The sequence below is a fragment of the Nocardia sp. NPDC006982 genome, assembly GCF_042869435.1.
Taxonomy (GTDB): domain Bacteria; phylum Actinomycetota; class Actinomycetes; order Mycobacteriales; family Mycobacteriaceae; genus Nocardia.
In genome coordinates, this window is the sequence record NZ_JBIAFV010000015.1 from 61,441 (window position 1) to 84,249 (window position 22,809).

Below are 22,809 nucleotides of genomic sequence, written 5' to 3' on the forward strand. Positions count from 1 at the left end.
GGCCCGATTTGGGACCGACCTGGGGATTCCCCTACACTGAACCGGTTGCCTGCGGGAGCTGTGCCCGCAATCCGGCCGCGAACCCCCAGTGGTTGATCCATCCGATCGAGAAAACCGCTGGCAGGCGCGCGTTCGGATGGTGACACGACCATGCCCGTCGGGTCGGCAATCCGGCGTGCGTATACATCCAGGTCAAGGAGGCTGAAGTGATTCAGCAGGAGTCGCGACTGCGCGTCGCCGACAACACGGGTGCGAAGGAAATCCTCTGCATCCGCGTTCTCGGTGGTTCGTCGCGTCGCTATGCCGGCATCGGCGACATCATCGTCGCCACCGTCAAGGACGCTGTCCCCGGTGGCAACGTCAAGAAGGGCGAGGTCGTCAAGGCCGTCGTCGTGCGCACCGTCAAGGAGCGTCGTCGCCCGGACGGTTCATACATCAAGTTCGACGAGAACGCGGCCGTGCTGATCAAGGCGGACAACGACCCGCGTGGCACTCGTATCTTCGGCCCGGTCGGCCGCGAGCTGCGCGAGAAGAAGTTCATGAAGATCGTTTCGCTGGCTCCGGAGGTGCTCTGACATGAAGGTGCACAAGGGCGACACGGTGCTCGTCATCTCGGGTAAGGACAAGGGCGCCAAGGGCAAGGTCATCCAGGCCTACCCGAAGGAGAACCGGGTCCTGGTCGAGGGCGTGAACCGGATCAAGAAGCACGTTGCCAACTCCACCAACCAGCGTGGTGCCTCCTCGGGCGGCATCGTGACCCAGGAAGCTCCGATCCACGTGTCCAACGTGATGGTCGTCGACTCCGACGGCAAGCCGACCCGCGTCGGCTACCGGGCGGACGAGGAGAGCGGCAAGCGGGTCCGGATCTCCCGTAAGAACGGGAAGGACATCTGACATGACCACCTCTGAGAAGACTCAGCCGCGTCTGAAGGCGCGCTACCGTGCCGAGATCAAGGACGCGCTGAACAGCGAGTTCAACTACGCCAACGTGATGCAGATCCCGGGCGTGGTCAAGGTCGTCGTGAACATGGGTGTCGGTGACGCCGCGCGCGACGCCAAGCTCATCAACGGCGCGGTCCGGGACCTGGAACTGATCACCGGTCAGAAGCCCGAGATCCGCAAGGCCACCAAGTCGATCGCGCAGTTCAAGCTGCGTGAGGGCATGCCGATCGGCGCGAAGGTCACCCTGCGCGGCGACCGCATGTGGGAGTTCCTGGACCGCTTGGTCTCCATCGCGCTGCCCCGTATCCGCGACTTCCGCGGTCTGTCGCCGAAGCAGTTCGACGGCAACGGCAACTACACGTTCGGCCTGAGCGAGCAGTCGATGTTCCATGAGATCGATGTGGACTCCATCGACCGCCCGCGCGGTATGGACATCACCGTGGTGACCACCGCGACCAACAACGAAGAAGGCCGTGCCCTGCTCAAGCACCTCGGCTTCCCGTTCAAGGAGAACTGAGCACATGGCTAAGAAAGCACTGGTCAACAAGGCCAACGCCAAGCCGAAGTTCGCGGTCCGGGCTTACACCCGCTGCCAGCGCTGCGGCCGTCCCCACGCCGTCTACCGCAAGTTCGGCCTGTGCCGCGTGTGCCTGCGCGAAATGGCGCACCGCGGTGAACTCCCGGGCGTGCACAAGAGCTCCTGGTGAGCTTGCGCTCACTGTGAGCGCACCCGCACGAAACTGAACAAGGGCACGGCCTCCAGCGGAGGCCGTGCCCTTGCGCGTTTCAGTACCCGCCCATCCGGTTTCCAGGGGTGTCGATTCGCTTGCCGCGGTTCAGAATTCGAGTTCGGACCAGGGGATGGTGATGGGGAATGGGAAGTTGATTGTGATAGCGGCGGAATCGTTGGGCGACCACTTGCCGGTCAGGATGTAGTTCGCGGGGTACAAGGCCCGAACGCCGGCGGGGAGGTGGTCGACCTCGGTTGCGAGGGCGTAGGCGTGGACGTAGGCGATTTCGCTCTTTTCCCGGGCGAGTGCGATTTCCCAATACCAGGGGATGTCGGCTTGGGCGTACTTCGCCTTCTTCTCCTCCATATCGGTCTGGGAATTGGAGGGTGACAGGACTTCACCGACGAGCACCACGTCCGCTGCGCGGATGTCCTGGTAGGGCTTGTCGAGGCAGCGATAGGCGAGGAAGTCCGGTGTGACGAAATCGGACTTTCCGGCGTCGCCGAAGAACACATTCGTCTCGAAGTCCACACGCCAGCACTGTTGCGGCTGTTCGGTCATGGCCTTGCGGGCGCTGCTTTTGAGCGCGCTTGTCAACGCGAAGGTGAAAGCTTGGTGCTCGGCAGGCCCGCGTCGGAGCCACACGACGCGCCCGTTCCAGAGTTCGATCTGCTCCGCGATCTCTTCGGGCAGCTGCTCCAGCTCCTCCCAGGTCATGTACTCCGGGAGGTCGGGACGCTCGATCTGCGGACTCGACATGGTGCAATGCTAGCCGGGCAGGGCGACTATTTGCCCTGGTTGCGGTGGTCTCCCGCAGACCGGTTGGCGGCGCCGCGCAGCCAATGACGTTCCCGCAGAACGGGTATCACCCTCGCATAGCTTGTGCGCTGTGCGAGGTGGTCATTTGCTCTGCGACGCCTTCGAAAGTATGCGGGAGTGGGCTTTCGAGCCGGGGTTCAGTGAGCCTGCGGTGTGGTGATTTCCCGGCGCGAGTGGAGATCGAGTTTCGCGAGGATATTCGATACGTGGGATTGGATTGTCCTGCGGGACAAGAACATTTGGGCGGCGATATCCGCGTTGGACAGGCCCTCGGCGACTTGGGTGGCGACCTTGCGTTCGGTGTCGGTGAGGGCGGCCCAGCCGGATTTGGGGCGGTTGCGGGGGCCGCGGACGCCGCGGCGGATTCCATAGGGGCGCACCCGGGCTACCGCGCGGGCGGAATCCCAGGATGCGCCGAGAGCGGAATACAGTTCGACCGCCGCGTCCAGTGCGTTGCGGGACTCGGGTCCGCGCTCTGCTGCGGCGAGTAGGACGGCGGCGTTTTCGTGTGCTTGGGCTTCGAACAATGGGCGGCCGGATCGTTGGAAGGCGTGGGCGGCCGCGAGGAGGGCGTCGGGATCGGAGTCGGCGAGGCCGCGGCACAGCAGGGCGGTTCCGGTGCGCGATGCGGTCGACTGTCGCGTGAGCAGCAGATCCGCGCTCGTGGCTACCGCTCGGGCCGCGTGCGCGTCGCCGATTTCCGCGGCCAAGCGCGCGATGTCCGGGTAGATGTAATGCAGTGTGGCTGAGGCCAATCCGTCGGAAAGGCGCTTGTGCGTGTCGACGAGTAGTTCCAGTGCCAGGTCGGGGCGGCCGCGGGCTTCGTGTGTCAGTGCCTTGACCCATGGATGGAAATGCGCGTAGCCGATATTGCCCAGGCGAGCGTCGGGTGCGGGCAGGCCGTCGGGATCCGGCAGGAAGGTGCCGCGGCGAATTCCGATGAGCGCGGCGACGGTATGCGCGACTGTCGCGTAACCGAGTACATCGGGGGTTTGCATACTCGCCGTGCATTCGGCCAGCGCGTCGTCCCAGCGCCCGCCCACCAGATACATCCGCGCCTTGGCCACCAGGTTCGAGGACAGATAGACACCGCGGAAGCGGCGGTTGCGCCCGATGGCTGTCTGCAAAACCTCCTCGGCGTCGCTCAGCCGGTCGAGTTCGATCAGGCAGTGGGCGTAGAGGGCGTACGGATCGAATTGGTCGGGTCCGGTTCCGTCTTCGAAGAGGGCCGGGATGCGCGCGCTCAGGTCCAGCGCTTCGTCGAGCCTGCCCTGGGTGTAGCGCACCGCCCCCACCGCCGTGAGCCCGTATCCGGTGGCCAGCGGGTTCCCGGCGCTCTCGCCGAGTACCGCGGCTTGCCGACCGGCCCGCTCGGCCGCGGCGAACCGCTCGAGAAAGAAATTGCCGAGTCCGGACATGCCGAGAAAACGTGCGGCGTCCTCGTCGTCGAGTTCCCCGGTGGACAGCACCTCCTCGGCCAGTGCGACGGCATCGGTCAGCCGGGCCTGGGCTTGATAGATCTGGGCGAGCAGCCAGTGAAGTTCGATGTCCGGCTGTGTGAGCAGTGCCTCACGCACCACCGATTCGGCCTCGGTGGTGTTTCCATCCCAGAGCAGGGCGTGAATTCTCAGTCGGATCAGTACCGAACGCATTCCAGCGTCGAGATCCGGTGCGGTGGCGACGCGGCTCAACAATCGTTTTGCCAGCTCGGGCGCGCGAACGATCAGCTTGTCGGCGACATCGACCAGCCAATTCAGACTGGTCGCATCCAATTCGCGATCCGCGACCGACAAGTAATAGGCAACCCGCTCAATCGGCGCATCGGTCGACTGGAGCGCCTGTCCGGCCTGCCGGAGCAGATCCGACCGCAGCGAAGCAGGTAGCCGATCCGCCAGCGCGTGCCGGATCAGATCGTGCCGAAACACCAACTCGGAGTCGACGCGGACGAGCAGCCCGCCGTCCAGCGCCTCGGTGACGGCGCTCCAGGCATCCAGAATTGGGATCTTCAACACCACCGCCAGGTCCGCGACATCAATGGTCGGACCGAGGGCCGCGGCCATCGGCAGCACATCCCGCGTCGGACGAGACAGGAAATCCAGCCGCTGTGTAATCGCCTCGGCCAACGACGCGGACGGGTTCGCGCCAGCAGCGCCCGCCGGATCGGCAGTGTCGGCGATCACCCTGATCGCCCCGTCACGCACCAGAGCGGCCACCAATTCCGTGACGTGCAGCGGATTCCCACCGGCCTCGGCCACCTTTTCCAACAACCGAGGACCCGGTTCGGCACCGACCAGATGACGCACCAGTTCCGCGGCATCCGGGTCGGGCAGAGCGCCGAGCCGCAGCACCGGTGCCTGTCGTGCCACCAGTTCGGCCGATAGTGCGGCGAAGTCCGGATCGTGCGGACGTGGCCGGGCCGCGAGCACCAGCAGCAGCGGCAGCTCGTCGACGAGGGTGCAGAGCCGGTGCAACAGCGCCAGGCTCGAACGATCCGCCCAGTGCACATCGTCCATGACCAGGGCGATCGGGCCCGCCGCGCACCAGGTATCGATCTGGTCCAGAATCGCCTCGGCGATGGCGAGTTCATGGGTTGCCGCCACATCGCCCACGCGATCTCCGCTGCGCAACGCGTCGATCGGGGAGGTCGTGCCCATGTCGTCCAGCCAGGAGCGCACACCGGCGAACGGCACACCCTGCCGCAACTCCTCGGCTGCACCGACACGGATGTGCAGACCCGCGGCCGCAAATGGAATTCGCGCCGCTTCCAGCAGCGCCGATTTGCCGATCCCCGGCTCGCCCTCGATCCAAACGACGCACCCGTGACCGGCGGCCGCCCGCTGACCGAGTGCCGCCAGACTCGCCAGTTCGGCTTCGCGACCCACGAACGCGGTCGCGAGACAATCCTGCACGCGGTGAGTGTAAGGGGCCGGACCCGGATTTTGTCCTGGTAGCGACCTTGCCTACACTAGAGCGGTTGCTCGGGCACCTCTGTGTCCGCATGTCCTAGATGCGCTGTTGCATCGACGTGTGGACGGCCCTCGCACCGAGAGCTCATATGAGAACTCAATCCGGTCGGCAAATGTCGGCCGGACCGCCGAATTGCTGTAGGCCCACGGCTGGCACGCCTATTGGTGTGCCGGTGTTGCATGGGAACCGCAGCGAGAAAGGTGTCAAGGTCGAACCATGACCATGACTGATCCGATCGCAGACTTCCTGACACGTCTGCGCAACGCCAACTCGGCGTACCACGATCAGGTGAAGGCTCCGCACTCGAAGCTCAAGGCGAATATCGCCGAGATCCTCAAGCGCGAGGGCTACATCGCCGACTACCGGACCGAGGACGCGACCGTGGGCAAGACCCTCGTCGTCGACCTCAAGTACGGCCCCAGCCGTGAGCGCAGCCTGCAGGGCCTGCGGCGCGTGTCGAAGCCGGGTCTGCGTGTGTACGCGAAGTCCACCAATCTGCCCAAGGTCCTCGGCGGCCTCGGCGTGGCGATCATCTCCACGTCGACCGGTCTGCTCACCGATCGTCAGGCGGCCAAGCAGGGCGTGGGCGGCGAAGTCCTCGCCTACGTCTGGTAAGGGAGGTAGGACAAATGTCGCGTATTGGTAAGAAGCCCATCGCCATTCCTGCCGGTGTCGAAGTCGCCATCGACGGCCAGAGCGTGTCGGTGAAGGGGCCCAAGGGCACCCTGACCCACCTCGTCGCCGAGCCGATCACCGTCACCAAGGGTGAGGACGGCCAGCTCGAGGTTGCCCGCCCGGACGACCAGCGCCAGAACCGCTCGCTGCACGGCCTGACCCGCACCCTGGTCTCGAACATGATCGAGGGCGTGACCAAGGGCTACGAGAAGAAGATGGAAATCTTCGGCGTCGGTTACCGTGTCGCGGCCAAGGGCTCCAACCTGGAGTTCGCCCTCGGCTACTCGCACCCGGTGCCGATCGAGGCCCCGGAGGGCATCACCTTCGCGGTGGAATCGCCCACCAAGTTCTCCGTGTCCGGAATCGACAAGCAGAAGGTCGGTCAGATCTCCGCTGTCATCCACGGACTGCGTAAGCCCGATCCTTACAAGGGCAAGGGCATCCGCTACGCCGGCGAGGTCGTTCGCCGCAAGGTCGGAAAGACGGGTAAGTGATCATGGCGCAAACCGAAAATCAGAAGGCCAAGCGCATTCCGCGTGGCAAGGACGTGTCGACGACGCGTCGTCTGTCGAAGACCCGCCGTCACTTCCGTCTGCGCAAGAAGGTCGTCGGCACCACCGAGCGTCCGCGTCTGGTGGTCAACCGCTCCTCGCGTCACCTGCACGCACAGCTCATCGACGACTCGATCGGCAAGACCATTGCCGCCGCGTCCTCGATCGAGGCCGATGTGCGCGCACTGGACGGCGACAAGTCGGCCAAGGGCAAGAAGGTCGGTCAGCTGATCGCCGAGCGTGCCAAGGCCGCGGGCATCGAGGCCGTCGTGTTCGACCGTGGTGGCCACGACTACCACGGCCGCATCGCGGCGCTCGCCGATGCCGCTCGCGAAGGTGGGTTGAAGTTCTGATGACTGCAAACATTTACGGAAGGAACGTCTGATGCCGGGACGTCAGAGGCGTGACGGCGGCAACGGACCCGCCGGACAGCAGAATGGTGCCGCCGGTGGCGGCGACAGCCGTGACGGCCGCGGCGGTGGCCGCGATCGTCGTGGCGGTGGTGACCGTCGTGACCAGCAGGCCGACAAGAACCAGCTCGAGCGCGTCGTCGCGATCAACCGCGTCTCCAAGGTCGTGAAGGGTGGTCGTCGCTTCAGCTTCACCGCCCTGGTGATCGTCGGTGACGGCAACGGTCTGGTCGGCGTCGGCTACGGCAAGGCCAAGGAAGTTCCCGCGGCCATCCAGAAGGGTGTCGAGGAGGCTCGCAAGGGCTTCTTCCGCGTTCCGATGATCGGCTCGACCATCACCCACCCGGTGCAGGGTGAGGCGGCGGCCGGTGTGGTCATGCTGCGTCCGGCCTCGCCCGGTACCGGTGTGATCGCCGGTGGTGCGGCGCGCGCGGTGCTGGAATGCGCTGGTATCCATGACATTCTGGCGAAGTCGCTCGGTAGCGACAACGCCATCAACGTCGTGCACGCGACGGTTGCGGCGCTCAAGATGCTGCAGCGTCCGGAAGAGGTCGCGGCCCGTCGTGGTCTGCCCCTCGAGGATGTTGCCCCTGCGGGCATGCTGCGCGCACGCGCTCAGGCAGCGGGAGGTCGGTAGTTATGGCAGATCTCAAGGTGACCCAGATCAAGTCGTCGATCGGCGCCAAGGCGAACCAGCGGGAGAGCCTTCGTACGCTCGGCCTGCGCAAGATCCGCCAGACCGTGGTTCGTGAGGACAACCCTGCGAACCGTGGGCTGATCAACGTCGTGCGCCACCTCGTAACAGTTGAGGAGGTCTGACATGACCATCAAGTTGCATCACCTGCGTCCGGCTCCTGGCGCCAAGACCGAGAAGACCCGTGTGGGTCGCGGTGAGGGCTCCAAGGGCAAGACCGCGGGCCGCGGTACCAAGGGCACCAAGGCTCGCAAGAACGTCCCGGCCGCCTTCGAGGGTGGGCAGATGCCGATTCACATGCGGCTGCCCAAGCTCAAGGGCTTCACGAACCGGTTCCGCACGGAATACCAGGTCGTGAATGTCGGCGCGATCGCCAAGCTGTTCCCCGAGGGCGGCGCGATCGGCAAGGCGGAGCTGGTGGCAGCCGGCGCGGTTCGCAAGAACCAGCTGGTCAAGGTTCTCGGCGATGGCGAGATCGGCGTCGCGGTCCAGGTGACCGTCGACAAGGTGACCGGCGCCGCCAAGGAGAAGATCACCGCGGCCGGTGGCACTGTCACCGAGCTGGGCTGACGGTACTCTGCAGATAGTGGCACCGGACGAGTGAAGAGCTCGTCCGGTGCCACTGTTAGAGTTCAATTGTTGTCTGCCAAGCCTCGTCATGGGTTTTCTATATCCGTGGCATGACCATGTCGTTCGCCAGGAGGATCTGTGCTTTCCGCCTTCGTATCGGCCTTCCGGACTCCGGACTTACGGCGGAAGATTCTCTTCACGCTGGGGTTGATCGCGCTGTACCGCTTGGGTGCTTCGCTGCCGTCCCCCGGTGTCGATTACAAGAGCGTGCAGGAATGCATCGACCTGGTCTCCGGCGGTGATTCCGCCGGTATCTATCAGCTGATCAACCTGTTCTCCGGTGGGGCGCTGCTGCAGTTGTCGGTCTTCGCGATCGGCATCATGCCCTACATCACCGCGAGCATCATTATCCAGCTGCTCACTGTCGTCATCCCGCGCTTCGAAGAACTGCGTAAAGAAGGCCAAACGGGCCAGAACAAGATGACGCAGTACACCCGCTACCTCTCGATCGCGCTGGCGATCCTGCAGGCCACCGGTCTGGTCGCGCTCGCGGCCCGCGGTCAGCTGCTGCAGGGCTGCCAGAAGGACATCCTGGCCGACACCAGCATCTTCGGCATGGTGATCATCGTGCTTGTGATGACCGCCGGTGCCGCACTGGTCATGTGGTTCGGCGAGCAGATCACCGAGCGCGGTATCGGCAACGGCATGTCACTGCTCATCTTCGGCGGTATCGCCGCACGTATCCCGAACGAGGGCAACAACATTCTGCAGAACCGCGGTGGACTGGTCTTCGGTCTGGTCTGTGTGGCCGCGTTCGCGATCGTCACCGCGGTCATCTTCGTCGAGCAGGGCCAGCGCCGAATTCCGGTGCAGTACGCCAAGCGTGTGGTCGGCCGCAAGATGTACGGCGGTTCCTCGACCTATCTGCCGCTGAAGGTCAATCAGGCCGGTGTTATTCCGGTGATCTTCGCGTCCTCACTGTTGTACCTGCCGAACCTGGTCGCGCAGCTGACCTCCTCGAAGACCGCCACCGATAGGAGTTGGTGGCAGGAGATCATCCAGAAATACCTGGTGAACCCGGGCAACCCCGCATACATCGCGATCTACTTCAGTTTGATCGTGTTCTTCACCTACTTCTATGTCGCGATCACCTTCAACCCGGAGGAACGCGCGGACGAGATGAAGAAGTTCGGCGGCTTCATCCCCGGGTATCGCCCCGGTAGGCCCACCGCCGACTACCTCAATTTCGTATTGAGCCGCATTACCCTCCCCGGCTCGATCTACCTCGGTCTCGTGGCCGTCCTGCCAAACCTTTTCCTCGATATCGGCGCATCCGGTGGCACCCAGAACCTTCCGTTCGGTGGCACCTCGGTGCTGATCATGGTGAGCGTCGGCTTGGACACCGTGAAGCAGATCGAAAGCCAGCTGATGAATCGAAATTACGAAGGGTTCCTCAAGTGAGACTTGTACTGCTCGGACCGCCGGGAGCCGGCAAGGGCACCCAGGCCGACCTACTGTCGGACAAACTGGGCGTCCCGCACATCTCCACCGGGGACCTGTTCCGCACGAATATCTCCGCTCAGACGCCGCTGGGCCGGGAGGCGCAGAAGTACATCGACGCAGGCGATCTGGTACCGAGCGATGTGACGAACCGCATGGTCGAGGCTCGGGTCGCCGAGCCGGATGCCGCGAACGGCTTTGTGTTGGACGGCTACCCGCGCACGGTCGATCAGGCCGACGCGCTGGAGAAGATCCTCGCGGATATGGACAAGAAGCTCGACGCGGTGCTGTGCTTCGTCGTGCCCGAGGAGACCGTGGTCGGCCGGATGATGGCGCGCGGTCGCAACGACGACAACGAGGACGTGATCCGCAACCGGCTCCGGGTGTACCGCGAGGAGACCGAGCCGCTGCTGGAGCATTACGACGGTCTGGTCGTCTCGGTCGACGGTGTCGGCGAGATCGACGAGGTCAACGCACGCGCGCTGCACGCCCTGGGACACTGAGGCCGGATGGTCTTCAACCGCAAGAAGAAGGTTGTGCCGTTCCGGACGGCAGGTGAACTGGATGCGATGGCAGCGGCCGGTGCGATTGTCGGCCGCGCACTCGTCGCGGTGCGCGCGGCGGCCAAGCCCGGTGTTTCCACCCTGGAGTTGGACGAGATCGCCGAGCAGGTGATCCGCGATGCGGGCGCCGTGCCGTCGTTCAAGGGTTATCACGGCTTTCCGGGTTCGATCTGCGCATCGGTGAACGACCGTGTGGTGCACGGGATTCCGACCTCGTCCGAGATTCTGACCGAAGGTGATCTGGTCTCGATCGACTGTGGCGCGATTCTCGAAGGCTGGCACGGTGATTCGGCCTGGACCTTCGGTGTTGGCACGATCATCGAGGCCGATGAGCTGCTCAGCGAGGCCACCAAGATGTCGATGGAGGCGGGTATCGCGGCCATGCTGCCCGGCAACCGGCTGACCGACGTCTCGCATGCCATCGAAATGGGTACGCGCGCGGCCGAAAAGGAGCACGGCCGGTCCTACGGTATCGTCGACGGTTACGGTGGGCACGCCATCGGCCGGGAGATGCATATGGATCCGTTCCTGGCCAACGAGGGTGCGCCCGGTAAGGGGCCGAAACTCGTGGTCGGATCGGTGCTCGCGATCGAGCCGATGCTGACGTTGGGCACTACGCAGACGAAGGTGCTCGACGATGACTGGACCGTGGTGACGCTGGACGGTAGTCGGGCCGCGCACTGGGAACATTCGGTTGCGGTTACCGAGGATGGGCCGCGGATTCTTACGGTTCGTCCGGAGTAAGAGAGCGGTATCCCAACTATTCCTACCCTGGTAGCATTATGGGTATGAAGCTTAGTGTGAGCCTGTCGGACGAGGATGTAGCGGCGCTCGACGCTGAAGTGTGTCGGTCCGGCTTGCCAGGGCGGTCGGCCGCCGTTCACAAGGCGATCGCGCTGCTTCGTAGTCGTGCTCTCGAAGATGCCTACGAAGAGGCATGGGATGAGTGGGACGCAGCCGGTGAGGAAGCTGCCTGGTCGGCGACTGCCGACGACGGGTTGATGTGATGCGCCGTGGCGATGTCGTGCTCGTAGATTTCGATCCGGTTCGGGGGAATGAGGTCAGCAAACTTCGTCCCGCGATTGTCGTGAGTAACGACGGTGCGAATCGTCGCGCTGCACAACTCGGCCGGGGTGTTGTCACGGTTGTCCCGGTTACCAGTAACACAGAGAAGGTTTTTCCGTTCCAAGTCTTATTGGAGGATGTTCCAGGCTTGCGGGTTTCTTCGAAGGCTCAGGCTGAACAGGTACGTTCAGTATCGGTCGAAAGAGTCGGGCGCACATTGGGTCGACTGCCCGAAACTCTTGTGGCCGAACTCGATCGGGCGCTACGACTACACCTGAGTCTGTAGCTCGACTGTGTTGCCGACCTGGCCAAACATTATGTCGTGTGCGTGGTTGGTCACCCTGATCTGTCTCCGAGTTCGGTGACGTCGCGCGGCGAGGAGCCGAGCCGCACCGACGCCCGCAGGTCGTAAATGTCTGGTACGCAACGGCTTCGGACACAATGCGTCCGCTGCCTGCCCTGACATTACCCAGCTCACGCTGGATCGGTGTCGTCGTTCCTTGCACCCGCGCTCATGCGTCCTTACCGCAACCCGGGGTCATTCAGGGGATCGACCGCAAACCACAATGGCGATGATTTCTCCTCCGATTCGTGCTGAACCTCAACGATGGGAGAAGCGTATGGCCCGGGGAGGGGTGCTCACCCGAGTAGATAGCTACTCGAATTCCCTTGTGGGATTGCGTAGTTCTGCGACGAACAGTGATCGTTCGATGGGCGCATCAGAGGCGGCGACACGGGTCTCCGTACAGCTCAGGGGCGGTGCTGCGGGGTGCGTGGCGCACCGAGTAGGTAGCGACTTCCGCTAGACCGCTGCGCGGCTCAATTCGACTGCGGTGTTCGGATATCGACCGGGCGGCGTACGGTGCGGATGACGTCGGTGTGGATGGGGAAGTCGAATTCGCCGGCCGCTGTCTCGGGCCTGCCGCGCAGGTAGTCGGAGATTCGTGCGAGCAACTCGTTGCGTGCCTGTGTGGGGATGACCAGCGTGTGCGAATGGGTTCCAATTGTCGCGGTGAGGGATTCGGCGGTGCGGCGCTGGCGGTGGGGAAAGTCGGCCCGCTCGAAGTTTTCGAACGACGGATGTGCGGGCAGTCGCGCGGGCAGCTGTTCCTGCGATGGGAGGGACGCGGACGTCCGAGTTACCTTGTGCAACTCCGCAACCCATTCGACGTCGAGGTCATCCTCATTCCACAGCGCGGCGAAGACTCCGCCCGCACGCAGTACCCGTGCGATCTCGGGAAATGCCCGCTCCTTGTCGAACCAGTGGAATGCCTGCCCGGCGAGTACCGCATCCACCGAGCCGTCGGCCAATGGAATCGACTCTGCCGCACCGGCCGACGCGATCACCTCGGGAAAGCGGCGGGCCAGTTCGGCGCGCATCGCGGCATCGGGTTCGACGGCGATTACTTCCGCGCAGATGGCAAGCAGCCCCTCGGTGAGTTTGCCGGTGCCTGCGCCCAGATCGAGAACGACCGGTGCGGGTGTCGCGATCGGCTCCAGCGCCCATCGAATGGCCGTGGTGGGATAGTCAGGGCGATGCTCGGCATACGCTGCGGCATGTGCGCCGAATGAGGCGGCACGCTCGGCGCGGAGTTGGGCCGGATTCGTTGTTCCGTCAGCGGATTGCCCGAAGTCCCACACGCGACGACGTTACCGCGCCCGCCCGCGCTGACGCAGGTTATTTACTGCGCGGATGACCATGAGTCACGGCACGTGCCGACGAGATCCATTGCCGGATAGGCGTTTTCGTGTTCGATAACGTGGGAGGTAGTAGTTAGCGGACGAATGCACGATTGCTCGCTAGTCGGCGCAACGCCGTGCGCAACCCGCGACGTCCCGGAGTGCGATCAGCGTCGAGGGCCACGGACGAATCGATGCCCGCGAACTTGTGTTCGGATGCGGTTTCGGGTGCGTCGTCGGAGGTGGCGATCAGGAGGCTGTCGGGCAGTGCCAGTTTGTGGATGGTGCGTAGCGTCAGCAGATATTGGTGCAGTAATGGACCGGTGGTGTACGGCAGGTCGTATTTGTCGCATAGTGCCCGCACGCGCAGGGCGATCTCGGCGTACCGGTTGCTCGGCAGGTCGGGGAACAGGTGGTGTTCGATCTGGTAGCAGAGGTTGCCGCTGAGGAAGGCCAGTATCGGGCCCGCGTCGAAATTCGCGGTGCCGAGCATCTGGCGCAGATACCACTCCGGTTTGGTCTCGTGTTCCAGGACGGTCGGCGCGAATTTCTCTGCGCCGTCCGGGAAATGCCCGCAGAAGATCACCAGATAGGCCCATAGGTTGCGCAGGATATTGGCGCTGGTGTTCGCGGCCAAGGTGCGCCGCCAGCGCCGCCCGCTGAATGCGGGGAACAGCAGATAGTCCTTGCCGGTTTGCCGGGCGATCTTGCCGAGGAGCGCTCTGGTCTGCATCGCCTTCTGGGCCGGGGTCACCGCTCGGAGGTGTTCGGAGTCGAGGCCGTGCAGCGCGATACCCCACTCGAAGGTGGCCGCCAGCAATAGATTCAGCAACGGCTGCAGCAGATTCCCCGGGTGCCAACGGTCGTCGCGGGTCACGCGTATGACACCGAATCCGATGTCCTCGTCCATGCCGAGCACGTTCGTGAAGACGTGATGGCGATAGTTGTGCGAATACCGCCACTGCGACGACAGACCCGCCATATCCCATTGCCAAGTGCTGGAATGGATTTCCGGGTCGTTCATCCAATCCCATTGGCCGTGGCAGACGTTGTGGCCGATCTCCATATTCTCGATGCTCTTCGCCATCGCCAATCCGGCAGTCCCGAGTATCCAACCGGTCCGCTTGCGACTGAGACCGATCATCAGCCGCGACCCGGCGTCGAGTGTCCGCTGGAAGGCGATCGTGCGGCGGATGTAGGCCGCATCCCGCGCACCGCGCTGATCGGTAATATCGCGGCGAATCGCATCGAGCTCGTCTCCGAGTGCCTCGATATCGGCCGCGGTCAGATGCGCGTAGACCGCGACCTGTGTGATTGCCATTCCTCATGTCCCCGATCGGGTCAGCGTTTGAATGCGTTCCGCAGCGATTTCGAGATCCGTTCGACCACGTCGTTGGGGCGCTTGCCGCCGATGTCGGTCCGACGCCGACTGTCTTCGTCCGGTTTGGCGAGCAGTTTCCGCAAGCTTGTGCGGACTGCCCGAACCTGCTGCGCGACCTTGTCTTCGATCGTCATCGGAATATTCCTGTCCCCGGATGCGCGGCATCGGTGGTTGACAGCCGAAACCGCCCGACCAGCCGCTGCGCGATCCGGTATATCCACAGCTTATGCCCTATCTACGCCGCGTGTCTACGGCGTAGGCTTACATCGTTAACAGTTTGCGGTTTCATCGAGAGGCGCTGAATCAGATGAACGGAATCAGGGAAGGACCCATCGGTTCCCCCAAGAATCCGGCAGGAAGCGCGCACCGCGCCAACGCCGGGAATACTCCATTGACCAGGGCCGCCATGCTGGCGGCCGCGCTCGAGATCATCGACCGCGACAGCATCGACCGGCTATCGATGCGACGCCTCGGCGCAGCCCTCGGCCGGGACCCCATGGTGCTCTACCGGCACGCCGCGAATAAGGCGGCGCTCCTCGACGGAGTCGCCGAGATCGTGCTCGAGCAGTTGACCGTCGACACCACCGATCACGACTGGCGCCACCAGCTGCGCAGCATCGCGCGCGACTTCCGCCGTCTCGCGGTCGACCACCCGAATGTTGTTCCGCTGCTGGTCACCCACCCGCTGGCCACCCCGCTCGGGCTCCGACCAGTAGGCACGCTGCGTCCGCTGGAGGACATCCTCGCGCTGCTCACCGGTGCCGAATTCAGCAGCACCGATGCGCTGCACATCTACCGTGCGCTGTTCGGCTTTCTCTACGGCCACATCCTCAATGAACGACAGGAACTCGTCGAACGCCCCGAAGAGGCAACCGACCTGCTGCGCCTGGGCTTGCACCGCCTGCCGATCGGCGAATTCCCGCTGCTACGCGGTCTCGCCACCGACCTGGCTGCCTACGACGGCGTCGTCGAACTCGAACAGGGCCTGGACATTCTGCTCACCGGCCTCACCGCCACCATGACCCGGCCGCCACGCGGCCGAGAGGGGAGCGTCGACCATGACGCACCAACTGACCCGAATCGACTCGGGTAGACACCCACCGAATTCCCGTCGGCTGCGACAGGAACTCGAATTCACAACGGACGCAGCCGGTTCGGTCGACGGCGTGTGGCGTCCGCGCGGCAATGACCTCGTGGCCGAACTGCCGGATCTGCTCACCGCGGTCGCGACCCGACTCGGCCCGATCCATCGAGTGATCTATCACCTCGACGAATGGGCCGTAGCGCCACGGAAACTCGCCAGTGGCGGGCGACTGGTGCGGCTCGACGGTTACCGGCACAAGGACCGGCATACGCTCGTTGTTCTCGGGGTAAGCGGTGCTGAGCTCACGCTAGTGGTGGTTACCCCCGCCGAAGCGGAAATGGTTGTGGCACAGCAACGTTGGGACTCCGAAGGCGGAGCGGGGGCCTGAGTGGCAAACGATCATCACCCTTTGCCCGGCAGCGTCGCCGCGAGTCCGGTGAGCAGAATATCGAGACCTCGTTCGAGTTCGGTGGCACCGTCATAGGCCGCGAGCGCCGGAGCGAGCTCGCGCAGCAGCGGGAACTCCGCGATGGGCAGCCGATGCAGCCCGAGGCGCAGCACCTCGTCGGTTTCCTCGGGACGCTCCACGATCTCCTGCAATTCGTTGAGTACGTGACCGTAGAGAAAGCCGAACAGCGCACGGTAGATGTGGAGGGCATCCGCACCGGAAAACCCGGCACCGGTGAGCAGCGCGAGGATATCTTCGAGCGGGCGGACCACTGCCTGTGGACGCAGCCCCAACGGTGTCGCCAACGGCCGGGTCACCAGCAGCGGTACCGCCTTCGGATGGGCCAGCGCCAAGCTTCGGAAATCGCGTGCGACCACTCGCAATTGAGCGGCCCAGTCCGCGTCGGAGGCATCGACCGACAATTGCGCGAAGATGACCTCGGCGACGCCGTCGAGCACCGCGGCCTTATTGGCCACATGCCGGTAGACCACCATCGGATCCCGGCCCACTGCGTCGGCCAGCCGCCGCATCGAGAGTCCGTCGATCCCGTCCCGATCGACGATCTCGAGTGCCGCGTGCAGCACCGTCGCCCTGGTCACCGGACCGTCGCCCCGGCCTGTTGGCCGCCCGGATCGGGAGTTCGTGTGATCGGTCGGTGGTTCGGTCATTTCGAAGCATTCTCCAGTTCCCAGGATCTCCACTGTAGGTCATTATCGTAGACCTACGGCGTTGACATTACGGCATAATCGGCGTCTACTGGAAGAACCAGTCATTGTCGTCGTCATCGGATTGGTGCTCACGCTCGCGGGCACCAGCGGCCACCCCATCCGCGGTCGCCGCCACTTCTACTGACCGTCCAGACGGCACGCGGGCACCGTCGCGCATACCCGCGACGCCCATCAATCGGCGGGCACCACAGCCGAAACAGGAGCACCATCATGGCACCGAAAAAGATCCGCTCACCGGCCGCTCGACATCGCGTCCCGCCGGAATACACGCCGCGATTGAGACTGAAGCCGAAGGCCGACCGCGATGGATATATCGATGGCGCCTGGTGGCCCCGATCCGACGAACTCACCGCCGAACTGCCAGATTTGCTGGCGGTCCTATCGGTGGGGCTCGGTCCGGTCTGGCGCGTCGTCTATGACCCCGCGTGCTGGTCACGCGTACCCCAGCAAATGACCGTCGACAACCGCGCGGTCCGGCTCGATCCCTATCGCTTCGAGCGGTGGAACACGATGTTCGTCTTCGGCCGCGACAGCGGCTTGATCGTGCTCCGCGTAATCCCGTCGGCCACTGCCGAGGACACCGCGCATGCGGCCCTGATGGCCGCCGTCACCCCCGAACCGGCGACCCTGGCCGCCAGTGGAATCGAGACAAGATCATGACTCACATCAGGGCGCACCGCCCGATAACCAATCACCGGGACATGACCGGGAACATCGGCCCGCCCCTACGTAACCTGCAACCGTTCCGGACACCTACCCGCACGCCACGCCTGCTACTGCGCGGAAGCGGCACCGGCTCGGGGCATGTCGACGGCGCATGGTGGCCGTGGACGGCCAATCTCACCGCCGAATTGCACGATCTGATCAACGTCCTGACCCCACGCCTCGGCGCGACCGTGCGAATCGGTTTCGGCTGGAACGCGGTCAGCCTCGCGCAACGCCGCATCGACCATGACGACGGCATCCGACTGCACGGACCAGGCGCTGCCCAACCAGACGATGTCATGCATCTGGTAGGCGCAGGCGGCGCTCATCTGGCCCTGCTGGTCATCCCCGCCGATACCCCGCCCGATCAAGCGAACAGTCGGATGCGGTTGGCGTCGCGAACCGAAACGCCGCACCAAATCGACACCCCGTCTGGGACCCGATAACGCTGGGGCCCTGTCGATTACAGTCCGGCGTGCGAGAACAGTCCGGGCGAGCCGATGGCCTGTTGCGGTACCGGCTCGGCCGATTCGGTGCGATGTCCGGAATCTCGTACGATCCGCTCGAATAGCGCTAGATAGGCATCGATCATGCGATCAGCGGTGAACCGTTCGAAGACATCGTCCCGGCAGGCGGCACGGTCGAGTCGCCCGAGGTCCGATACCGCCGCGACCGCACCCGCCACATCGGCGACGAGGAATCCGGTGCGACCGTGGCGGATGATCTCCGGCATCGAACCCAATGGTGTTGCGATGACCGGTGTCCCGGTGGCCATGGCTTCGACGACCGACAGACCGAACGGCTCGGCGAAACCGATCAAATGCAGTAGTGCACGGGCACCCCCGAGTAGTGCGTCCCGCTCTGCCGGACCGACCGGACCGAGGTAGGTCACATCGGTGCCGGTGAGATGCGGTTCGATCGCCGAGCGGAAGTATTCCTGGTCTTGGATCACGCCCGCGATGATCAACGGCAGTCCGGCCTGACGTGCCACCTCGATCGCCAGGTGCGTCCCTTTATCCGGATGAATTCTGCCCAGAAAGAGCAGATATTCGCCGTGCTCCGGCCGAAATGTGAACTGGGCGAGATCGATACCGTGATGAATCGTCGCAGAATAGCGCAGATCCGGGTCGCGATCGGCATCGGTGACCGCCACATAGTGGGCGATGTCACTGAATTCCCGATAAACCGGAACGATTTTCGGTGAAGAGAAGCCGTGAATCGTCGTCACCATCGGTGTGGACACCAGACTGCTGTAGGTCAGCGGCATGAAGTCGAAATGGTTGGCGAGTATGTCGAATTCCCCGGCCCGCGCGAATGCCGCCGAATTATGCAGTGCTTCATAGACTTTCGCATCCGCATCGGCCGTCTCCTCGTATCCCGACGGAACGGCGGAGACCAGCCGTGCCGAGGTCTCGGAGTCCGCCGTTGCGAACAGTGTGACATCGTGCCCACGCGTGACGAACCCCTCGGCCAGCGTCGAAGCGATTTGCTCCCACGGGCCATAGTTTTTCGGAGGTGTACGGTGTGCGACCGACGCGATAACGCCGATTCTCATAAAGTCCTCGATTACTGGCGGCAATACCGCCGAGAGCCGCCCAGATGTGGGCGAACATGATGCGGCGATCATATCACACTAATTTTCGCCGATCCGAGTGTTATGATCGGGACCTGGTTGCCGATCCCTTCGTGTTCTTTTCCCGGAGCGGATTCTCAAGCGCTTCAGCGCAACACGATCAGCCAATTGAGTGGCTGCAGACAGCGGCACCGTCGGCGCTGCCTCGAAGCAGAAAGGCTGGCGTAGTGTCGGCTCGGTCCTATGGCGTTCTGAGTACCTATTCACCGACCCAGTGCGGGCTGGCGACCTTCACCGGCGCACTCGTCGATGCGTTGACCGCGCCCGGCGAAATCGATTACGTACCGGTCGATTTCGGGCGCCGCCCGACCGTAGGCGTCGTTGCCGTGGTCGACAGTCCGGATCCGACACCGCCCCCCGAGGTGGCACATCAGTGGGAGCGCAGCGACCACCGCGGTGCCGCCGCCGCGGCCATCGCGCTCAACCGCTTCGATATTGCGATCATCCAGCACGAATATGGCATCTATAGTGGGCGCGACGGCGTCGATATTCTCGAAATCGTTCGGGCCCTTCGGGTTCCGGCCATCGCCGTGCTGCATACGGTGCTGGTCACCCCGACACCGCAGCAGCGGATGATCCTCGAGCAGCTCGCTTGCAATTGCGCGGCCGTCGTCACCATGACGAACACGGCTCGCCGACGACTCATCGACCACTACGCCGTCGATCCGGCCAAGGTCCGGGTGATTCCGCACGGTGCCGCCGACAATCGCTGCGGACAGTCCGGCGACCAACACCAGCCGATCTCCCGGACGCCGGTAATCCTGACCTGGGGACTGCTCGGCGAGGGGAAAGGCATCGAATGGGGCATCGACGCGATGGTCCACATCGCCGACTTGCGCCCGGCAGCACAGTACCGCGTGGTGGGACAGACACATCCGAGAGTGCATGCGCGCCACGGTGAGTCCTATCGCACCGGCCTCGTCGAGCGCGCGCAGCGCCGCGGCGTTGCCAACGCCGTGCACTTCGACGCCCGCTACCTGTCCAACCTCGAGCTGTACCGGCTCATCAGGCAGGCCGATGTCGTTCTGCTGCCCTACGATTCGCGTGAGCAGGTGACATCCGGCGTGCTGATCGAGGCGGTCGCGGCGGGCAAACCGGTGATATCGACCGCCTTCCCGCATGCCGAAGAACTGCTCTCGAGCGGCGCGGGCCTGCTGGTCGATCGAGAATCACCGACCGATATCGCCGCCGCGCTGCGCCGCGTGATCACCGAACCGGGCCTCGCGGCGAGAATGGGCGCCGAAGCGAAACGCATCGCCCCCGAACTGCTTTGGACTTCGGTAGGCCGAAAGTACCGTGACCTGGCCGCGGAAACGCTGCGAACCGATATGAGGCTGGCTACAGCATGAATACCATCAGCATCTCCTACGCGCACCTCTACCGACTCAGCGACGAGTGCGGCATCTTCGAACACGCGAAGTTCACCACGCCCCGCATCGAAAATGGTTACTGCGTAGACGATGTCGCGCGCGCACTGGTGGTGGCCGTCCGTGAGCCGGAGCCGACCGAACAACTACTCGACAACACCGGCGTATATCTGGACTTCATCGTAGCGGCGCTGAACGAGGACGGAAGCTGCCACAATCGACGGGGCACGGACCGGAGTTGGCAGGACGAACCGAGCCTCGAAGATCACTGGGGCCGCGCCCTGTGGGCACTCGGCTCCGTCGTCGCCCGCAAACCCGATCTGGCGCAGGTCGCGTTGGCGCACTTCACCATCGGGGCGCACCGGCGGTCCCCATTTCCCCGGGCAATGGCCTTCGCCGCACTCGGCGCCGCCGAGGTGCTGCGTGTCCAGCCGGGAAACACGCAAGCGCGTGAACTGCTGGCGGCCGCCGCCGCCCGGATCGGCCCGCCGACCCGCCGTCTCGACTGGCGCTGGCCCGAGCCGCGATTGCACTATGCCAACGCGGTGCTGGCCGAAGCGCTGCTCGCGGTCGGCACGCTGCTGCCAGGACAGGGCCGCGTCTATGCCGATGGACTCGCGATGCTGCGCTGGCTACTCGAGATCGAGACCTCGGGTGACCATTTATCGGTCACCCCGGTCGACGGCTGGGCGACCGGCGAAACCCGGCCCGGCTTCGACCAGCAGCCCATCGAGGTCGCGACGCTGGCGGACGCCTGCGCCCGCGCCTACGACGACACCCGCGACCAGCACTGGAAGGAAGCGGTATTGCTGTGTGAGGCGTGGTTCCGCGGCACGAACGACGTCGACACTCCCCTCATCGACCCGGTCAGCGGCGGCTGCTGCGACGGACTCGAGCACACCGGCCGAAACGAGAACCAGGGCGCCGAGTCGACGCTCGCGCTGATCTCCACGCAGCAACAGGCGCGCCGACTCACGCTTGCCGGGTAGTGGCCAACTCCGCCGGTCCCGCCGATCTCGTCCGGCGCAGTACCGTGGTGCTGCTGCCGGATGCCCGCAGAGTCTCGGCCAGGCTATTTCTGCCCGGCCAAGAGATTCTCGGACAGGGGATTTCACGCGCCGAGGCCATCATCGACCGGGTGCTCGCACTCACCGATGCGGATATGCTGGCCGGCCTGGCTGCCGTGCGCCGTCGGTTCGGCGACCGCCACCGCGATATCGACGCGACGTTCGCCACACACGCGGCGCTCGTCGAACATCTGCTGCCACGGCGGGGAACACTTACGCCCGCGCGCAGACAGCTCATCGGCGCGTACTTCACCCAGGAGTACGCGGTCGAAGCCGCGGCGCTGTTCAATCCGTCGATCGTCGCGCACCCGGACCAATCCGGCCTGGCGGCGGGCGAACTGCGGTTCGTCATGAGCGTGCGCGCACTCGGCGAAGGGCACCTTTCGAGCATCGAATTCCGGACCGGCACAGTCGCACAACATGATTCGGTCCGCCTCGACAAGCCGTCGCCCTTCCTGGACACCGGCCGGGCCGCTGCCTCGGCGGCAGGCAACTACACCGTGAACTTCCCCGCTGATCGTCCGCTATCGGGGCGGGTGCTATTTCCGGAGAGCCCCGACGAGAGCCGCGGCATCGAGGACGTGAGGCTGACCCGGTTCGCCGAGACGGATGGGACGGTCGCCTACTACGGCACCTACACCGCCTTCGACGGCGCCCACATCGCGCCACGGCTGTTGCGCACCGACGATTTCGGCACGTTCGTCAGCACTCGGCTGGCCGGGTCCGGTGCCGAAGACAAAGGGATGGCACTGTTTCCGCGCCGCGTCGGCGACCGCTACCTGATGCTCTCGCGGTGGGACCGGGAAAACATCAGTGTGGTCGGTTCGTCCGACACCCGTGTGTGGCGTGCGCCGGTCACCGTCTATCGACCGACCCAACCCTGGGAGCTGATCCAACTCGGCAACTGCGGTCCACCGATCGAGACATCGGACGGCTGGCTGGTGTTGACCCACGGCGTCGGTCCGATGCGCACGTACGGCATCGGCGCGATCCTGCTCGATCTCGACGACCCGACTCGACTCATCGGCGCACTCCGCGAGCCGCTGCTGACCCCGAACGAAGACGAACGCGACGGCTACGTTCCCAACGTCGTGTACTCGTGCGGCGCGCTCGTCCACCGGAACACCCTGGTGCTGCCCTACGGCTGCGGCGACTCCGCTATCAGGTTCGCATTCGTCGACCTGTCCGCCCTGCGCCGACAGCTCATCGCTTAGATCTGTCGGCACCGG

The 22,809-nt window shown here is 64.4% G+C and carries 30 protein-coding genes; 23 read left to right on the forward strand and 7 right to left on the reverse strand.

Features of this window, described 5'->3' with window-relative positions; all coding sequences use genetic code 11:
- Positions 1-206 precede the first annotated feature (206 nt).
- Genes rplN through ACFYOW_RS38530 form a run of 4 tightly spaced genes read left to right on the forward strand, consistent with a single transcriptional unit; the run spans position 207 to position 1,649 of the window.
- Positions 207-575 (forward strand): 50S ribosomal protein L14, encoded by a 369-nt coding sequence (gene rplN, locus ACFYOW_RS38515; RefSeq protein WP_040686591.1) that lies wholly within the window; start codon positions 207-209, stop codon positions 573-575.
- Position 576: 1 nt separating this feature from the next.
- On the forward strand, positions 577-894 hold the full coding sequence (gene rplX, locus ACFYOW_RS38520; protein ID WP_040686592.1) for a 50S ribosomal protein L24: 318 nt from the start codon (positions 577-579) through the stop codon (positions 892-894).
- A gap of 1 nt (position 895) precedes the next feature.
- Positions 896-1,459 carry a 50S ribosomal protein L5 gene (gene rplE, locus ACFYOW_RS38525; RefSeq protein ID WP_062983164.1) on the forward strand — a complete coding sequence of 188 codons (564 nt, stop codon included), beginning with the start codon at positions 896-898 and terminating at the stop codon, positions 1,457-1,459.
- A 4-nt stretch (positions 1,460-1,463) separates the two neighbouring features.
- On the forward strand, positions 1,464-1,649 hold the full coding sequence (locus ACFYOW_RS38530) for a type Z 30S ribosomal protein S14 (protein ID WP_014981705.1): 186 nt from the start codon (positions 1,464-1,466) through the stop codon (positions 1,647-1,649).
- A gap of 129 nt (positions 1,650-1,778) precedes the next feature.
- Here ACFYOW_RS38530 and ACFYOW_RS38535 read toward each other — a convergent pair whose 3' ends face one another.
- Positions 1,779-2,432 carry a Uma2 family endonuclease gene (locus ACFYOW_RS38535; protein ID WP_387295138.1) on the reverse strand — a complete coding sequence of 218 codons (654 nt, stop codon included), beginning with the start codon at positions 2,430-2,432 and terminating at the stop codon, positions 1,779-1,781.
- 197 nt (positions 2,433-2,629) lie between these two features.
- Positions 2,630-5,401 (reverse strand): ATP-binding protein, encoded by a 2,772-nt coding sequence (locus tag ACFYOW_RS38540; protein WP_387295140.1) that lies wholly within the window; start codon positions 5,399-5,401, stop codon positions 2,630-2,632.
- 274 nt (positions 5,402-5,675) lie between these two features.
- Here ACFYOW_RS38540 and rpsH point away from each other — a divergent pair, with 274 nt between their 5' ends.
- The 11 genes from rpsH to ACFYOW_RS38595 all read left to right on the forward strand — a co-directional run bounded on the left by rpsH (position 5,676) and on the right by ACFYOW_RS38595 (position 11,773).
- Positions 5,676-6,074, forward strand: coding sequence for a 30S ribosomal protein S8 (gene rpsH, locus ACFYOW_RS38545; protein ID WP_062983150.1), 399 nt, complete (start codon positions 5,676-5,678; stop codon positions 6,072-6,074).
- Positions 6,075-6,088: 14 nt separating this feature from the next.
- On the forward strand, positions 6,089-6,628 hold the full coding sequence (gene rplF, locus ACFYOW_RS38550; RefSeq protein ID WP_063046900.1) for a 50S ribosomal protein L6: 540 nt from the start codon (positions 6,089-6,091) through the stop codon (positions 6,626-6,628).
- Between the two features lie 2 nt (positions 6,629-6,630).
- Positions 6,631-7,038 carry a 50S ribosomal protein L18 gene (gene rplR / locus ACFYOW_RS38555; RefSeq protein ID WP_063046901.1) on the forward strand — a complete coding sequence of 136 codons (408 nt, stop codon included), beginning with the start codon at positions 6,631-6,633 and terminating at the stop codon, positions 7,036-7,038.
- A 31-nt stretch (positions 7,039-7,069) separates the two neighbouring features.
- On the forward strand, positions 7,070-7,732 hold the full coding sequence (gene rpsE, locus ACFYOW_RS38560) for a 30S ribosomal protein S5 (protein ID WP_063046902.1): 663 nt from the start codon (positions 7,070-7,072) through the stop codon (positions 7,730-7,732).
- A gap of 2 nt (positions 7,733-7,734) precedes the next feature.
- Entirely contained in the window at positions 7,735-7,914 is a 180-nt protein-coding gene (rpmD, locus tag ACFYOW_RS38565; RefSeq protein WP_387295143.1) for a 50S ribosomal protein L30, read from the forward strand.
- Between the two features lies 1 nt (position 7,915).
- A complete protein-coding gene (gene rplO, locus ACFYOW_RS38570) occupies positions 7,916-8,359 on the forward strand; it encodes a 50S ribosomal protein L15 (protein ID WP_063046903.1) in 444 nt (147 codons plus the stop codon).
- A 138-nt stretch (positions 8,360-8,497) separates the two neighbouring features.
- Positions 8,498-9,820 (forward strand): preprotein translocase subunit SecY, encoded by a 1,323-nt coding sequence (gene secY / locus ACFYOW_RS38575; RefSeq protein WP_387295145.1) that lies wholly within the window; start codon positions 8,498-8,500, stop codon positions 9,818-9,820.
- Positions 9,817-10,362 (forward strand): adenylate kinase, encoded by a 546-nt coding sequence (locus tag ACFYOW_RS38580; RefSeq protein ID WP_063046905.1) that lies wholly within the window; start codon positions 9,817-9,819, stop codon positions 10,360-10,362. Before secY ends, ACFYOW_RS38580 begins: the two co-directional genes overlap by 4 nt.
- A 6-nt stretch (positions 10,363-10,368) precedes the next feature.
- Entirely contained in the window at positions 10,369-11,166 is a 798-nt protein-coding gene (gene map / locus ACFYOW_RS38585) for a type I methionyl aminopeptidase (protein ID WP_063046906.1), read from the forward strand.
- A gap of 44 nt (positions 11,167-11,210) precedes the next feature.
- Complete coding sequence (locus tag ACFYOW_RS38590; protein ID WP_387295148.1) at positions 11,211-11,429, forward strand: ribbon-helix-helix protein, CopG family; 219 nt, start codon at positions 11,211-11,213, stop codon at positions 11,427-11,429.
- Complete coding sequence (locus tag ACFYOW_RS38595; protein WP_387295150.1) at positions 11,426-11,773, forward strand: type II toxin-antitoxin system PemK/MazF family toxin; 348 nt, start codon at positions 11,426-11,428, stop codon at positions 11,771-11,773. Before ACFYOW_RS38590 ends, ACFYOW_RS38595 begins: the two co-directional genes overlap by 4 nt.
- Before the next feature lie 533 nt (positions 11,774-12,306).
- Here the strand turns inward: ACFYOW_RS38595 and ACFYOW_RS38600 are convergent.
- The 3 genes from ACFYOW_RS38600 to ACFYOW_RS38610 form a co-directional block, all read right to left on the reverse strand.
- Positions 12,307-13,128, reverse strand: coding sequence for a class I SAM-dependent methyltransferase (locus ACFYOW_RS38600; protein WP_387295152.1), 822 nt, complete (start codon positions 13,126-13,128; stop codon positions 12,307-12,309).
- 133 nt (positions 13,129-13,261) lie between these two features.
- On the reverse strand, positions 13,262-14,488 hold the full coding sequence (locus ACFYOW_RS38605; RefSeq protein ID WP_387295154.1) for a fatty acid desaturase family protein: 1,227 nt from the start codon (positions 14,486-14,488) through the stop codon (positions 13,262-13,264).
- A 20-nt stretch (positions 14,489-14,508) separates the two neighbouring features.
- Positions 14,509-14,682, reverse strand: coding sequence for a hypothetical protein (locus ACFYOW_RS38610; RefSeq protein WP_387295156.1), 174 nt, complete (start codon positions 14,680-14,682; stop codon positions 14,509-14,511).
- A gap of 173 nt (positions 14,683-14,855) precedes the next feature.
- Here ACFYOW_RS38610 and ACFYOW_RS38615 point away from each other — a divergent pair, with 173 nt between their 5' ends.
- Positions 14,856-15,641 (forward strand): TetR/AcrR family transcriptional regulator, encoded by a 786-nt coding sequence (locus ACFYOW_RS38615; RefSeq protein WP_387295158.1) that lies wholly within the window; start codon positions 14,856-14,858, stop codon positions 15,639-15,641.
- Positions 15,607-16,020, forward strand: a complete 414-nt coding sequence (locus ACFYOW_RS38620) for a DUF5994 family protein (protein ID WP_387295160.1) — start codon at positions 15,607-15,609, stop codon at positions 16,018-16,020. Before ACFYOW_RS38615 ends, ACFYOW_RS38620 begins: the two co-directional genes overlap by 35 nt.
- 14 nt (positions 16,021-16,034) lie before the next feature.
- On the opposite strand, the gene ACFYOW_RS38625 is transcribed toward ACFYOW_RS38620, so the two are convergent.
- Positions 16,035-16,748, reverse strand: a complete 714-nt coding sequence (locus ACFYOW_RS38625; RefSeq protein ID WP_387295162.1) for a TetR/AcrR family transcriptional regulator C-terminal domain-containing protein — start codon at positions 16,746-16,748, stop codon at positions 16,035-16,037.
- Positions 16,749-16,809: 61 nt separating this feature from the next.
- Between ACFYOW_RS38625 and ACFYOW_RS38630 the strand changes: the two genes are divergently transcribed.
- The 3 genes from ACFYOW_RS38630 to ACFYOW_RS38640 all read left to right on the forward strand — a co-directional run bounded on the left by ACFYOW_RS38630 (position 16,810) and on the right by ACFYOW_RS38640 (position 17,959).
- A complete protein-coding gene (locus ACFYOW_RS38630) occupies positions 16,810-16,932 on the forward strand; it encodes a DUF6131 family protein (RefSeq protein WP_387295164.1) in 123 nt (40 codons plus the stop codon).
- An 86-nt stretch (positions 16,933-17,018) separates the two neighbouring features.
- Positions 17,019-17,468, forward strand: coding sequence for a DUF5994 family protein (locus ACFYOW_RS38635; RefSeq protein WP_357466739.1), 450 nt, complete (start codon positions 17,019-17,021; stop codon positions 17,466-17,468).
- A 41-nt stretch (positions 17,469-17,509) separates the two neighbouring features.
- Complete coding sequence (locus tag ACFYOW_RS38640; RefSeq protein WP_387295167.1) at positions 17,510-17,959, forward strand: DUF5994 family protein; 450 nt, start codon at positions 17,510-17,512, stop codon at positions 17,957-17,959.
- A gap of 17 nt (positions 17,960-17,976) precedes the next feature.
- Here ACFYOW_RS38640 and ACFYOW_RS38645 read toward each other — a convergent pair whose 3' ends face one another.
- Entirely contained in the window at positions 17,977-19,068 is a 1,092-nt protein-coding gene (locus ACFYOW_RS38645) for a glycosyltransferase family 4 protein (protein ID WP_387295169.1), read from the reverse strand.
- A 245-nt stretch (positions 19,069-19,313) separates the two neighbouring features.
- On the opposite strand from ACFYOW_RS38645, the gene ACFYOW_RS38650 reads away from it, so the two are divergent.
- The 3 genes from ACFYOW_RS38650 to ACFYOW_RS38660 are packed head-to-tail and all read left to right on the forward strand — an operon-like array spanning position 19,314 to position 22,794.
- Positions 19,314-20,495, forward strand: a complete 1,182-nt coding sequence (locus ACFYOW_RS38650) for a glycosyltransferase (protein WP_387295171.1) — start codon at positions 19,314-19,316, stop codon at positions 20,493-20,495.
- Positions 20,492-21,502 carry a glycosyltransferase gene (locus ACFYOW_RS38655; RefSeq protein ID WP_387295173.1) on the forward strand — a complete coding sequence of 337 codons (1,011 nt, stop codon included), beginning with the start codon at positions 20,492-20,494 and terminating at the stop codon, positions 21,500-21,502. The genes ACFYOW_RS38650 and ACFYOW_RS38655 overlap by 4 nt, the downstream gene beginning before the upstream one ends.
- Entirely contained in the window at positions 21,502-22,794 is a 1,293-nt protein-coding gene (locus ACFYOW_RS38660; protein ID WP_387295175.1) for a glycoside hydrolase family 130 protein, read from the forward strand. The genes ACFYOW_RS38655 and ACFYOW_RS38660 overlap by 1 nt, the downstream gene beginning before the upstream one ends.
- Positions 22,795-22,809 lie beyond the last annotated feature (15 nt).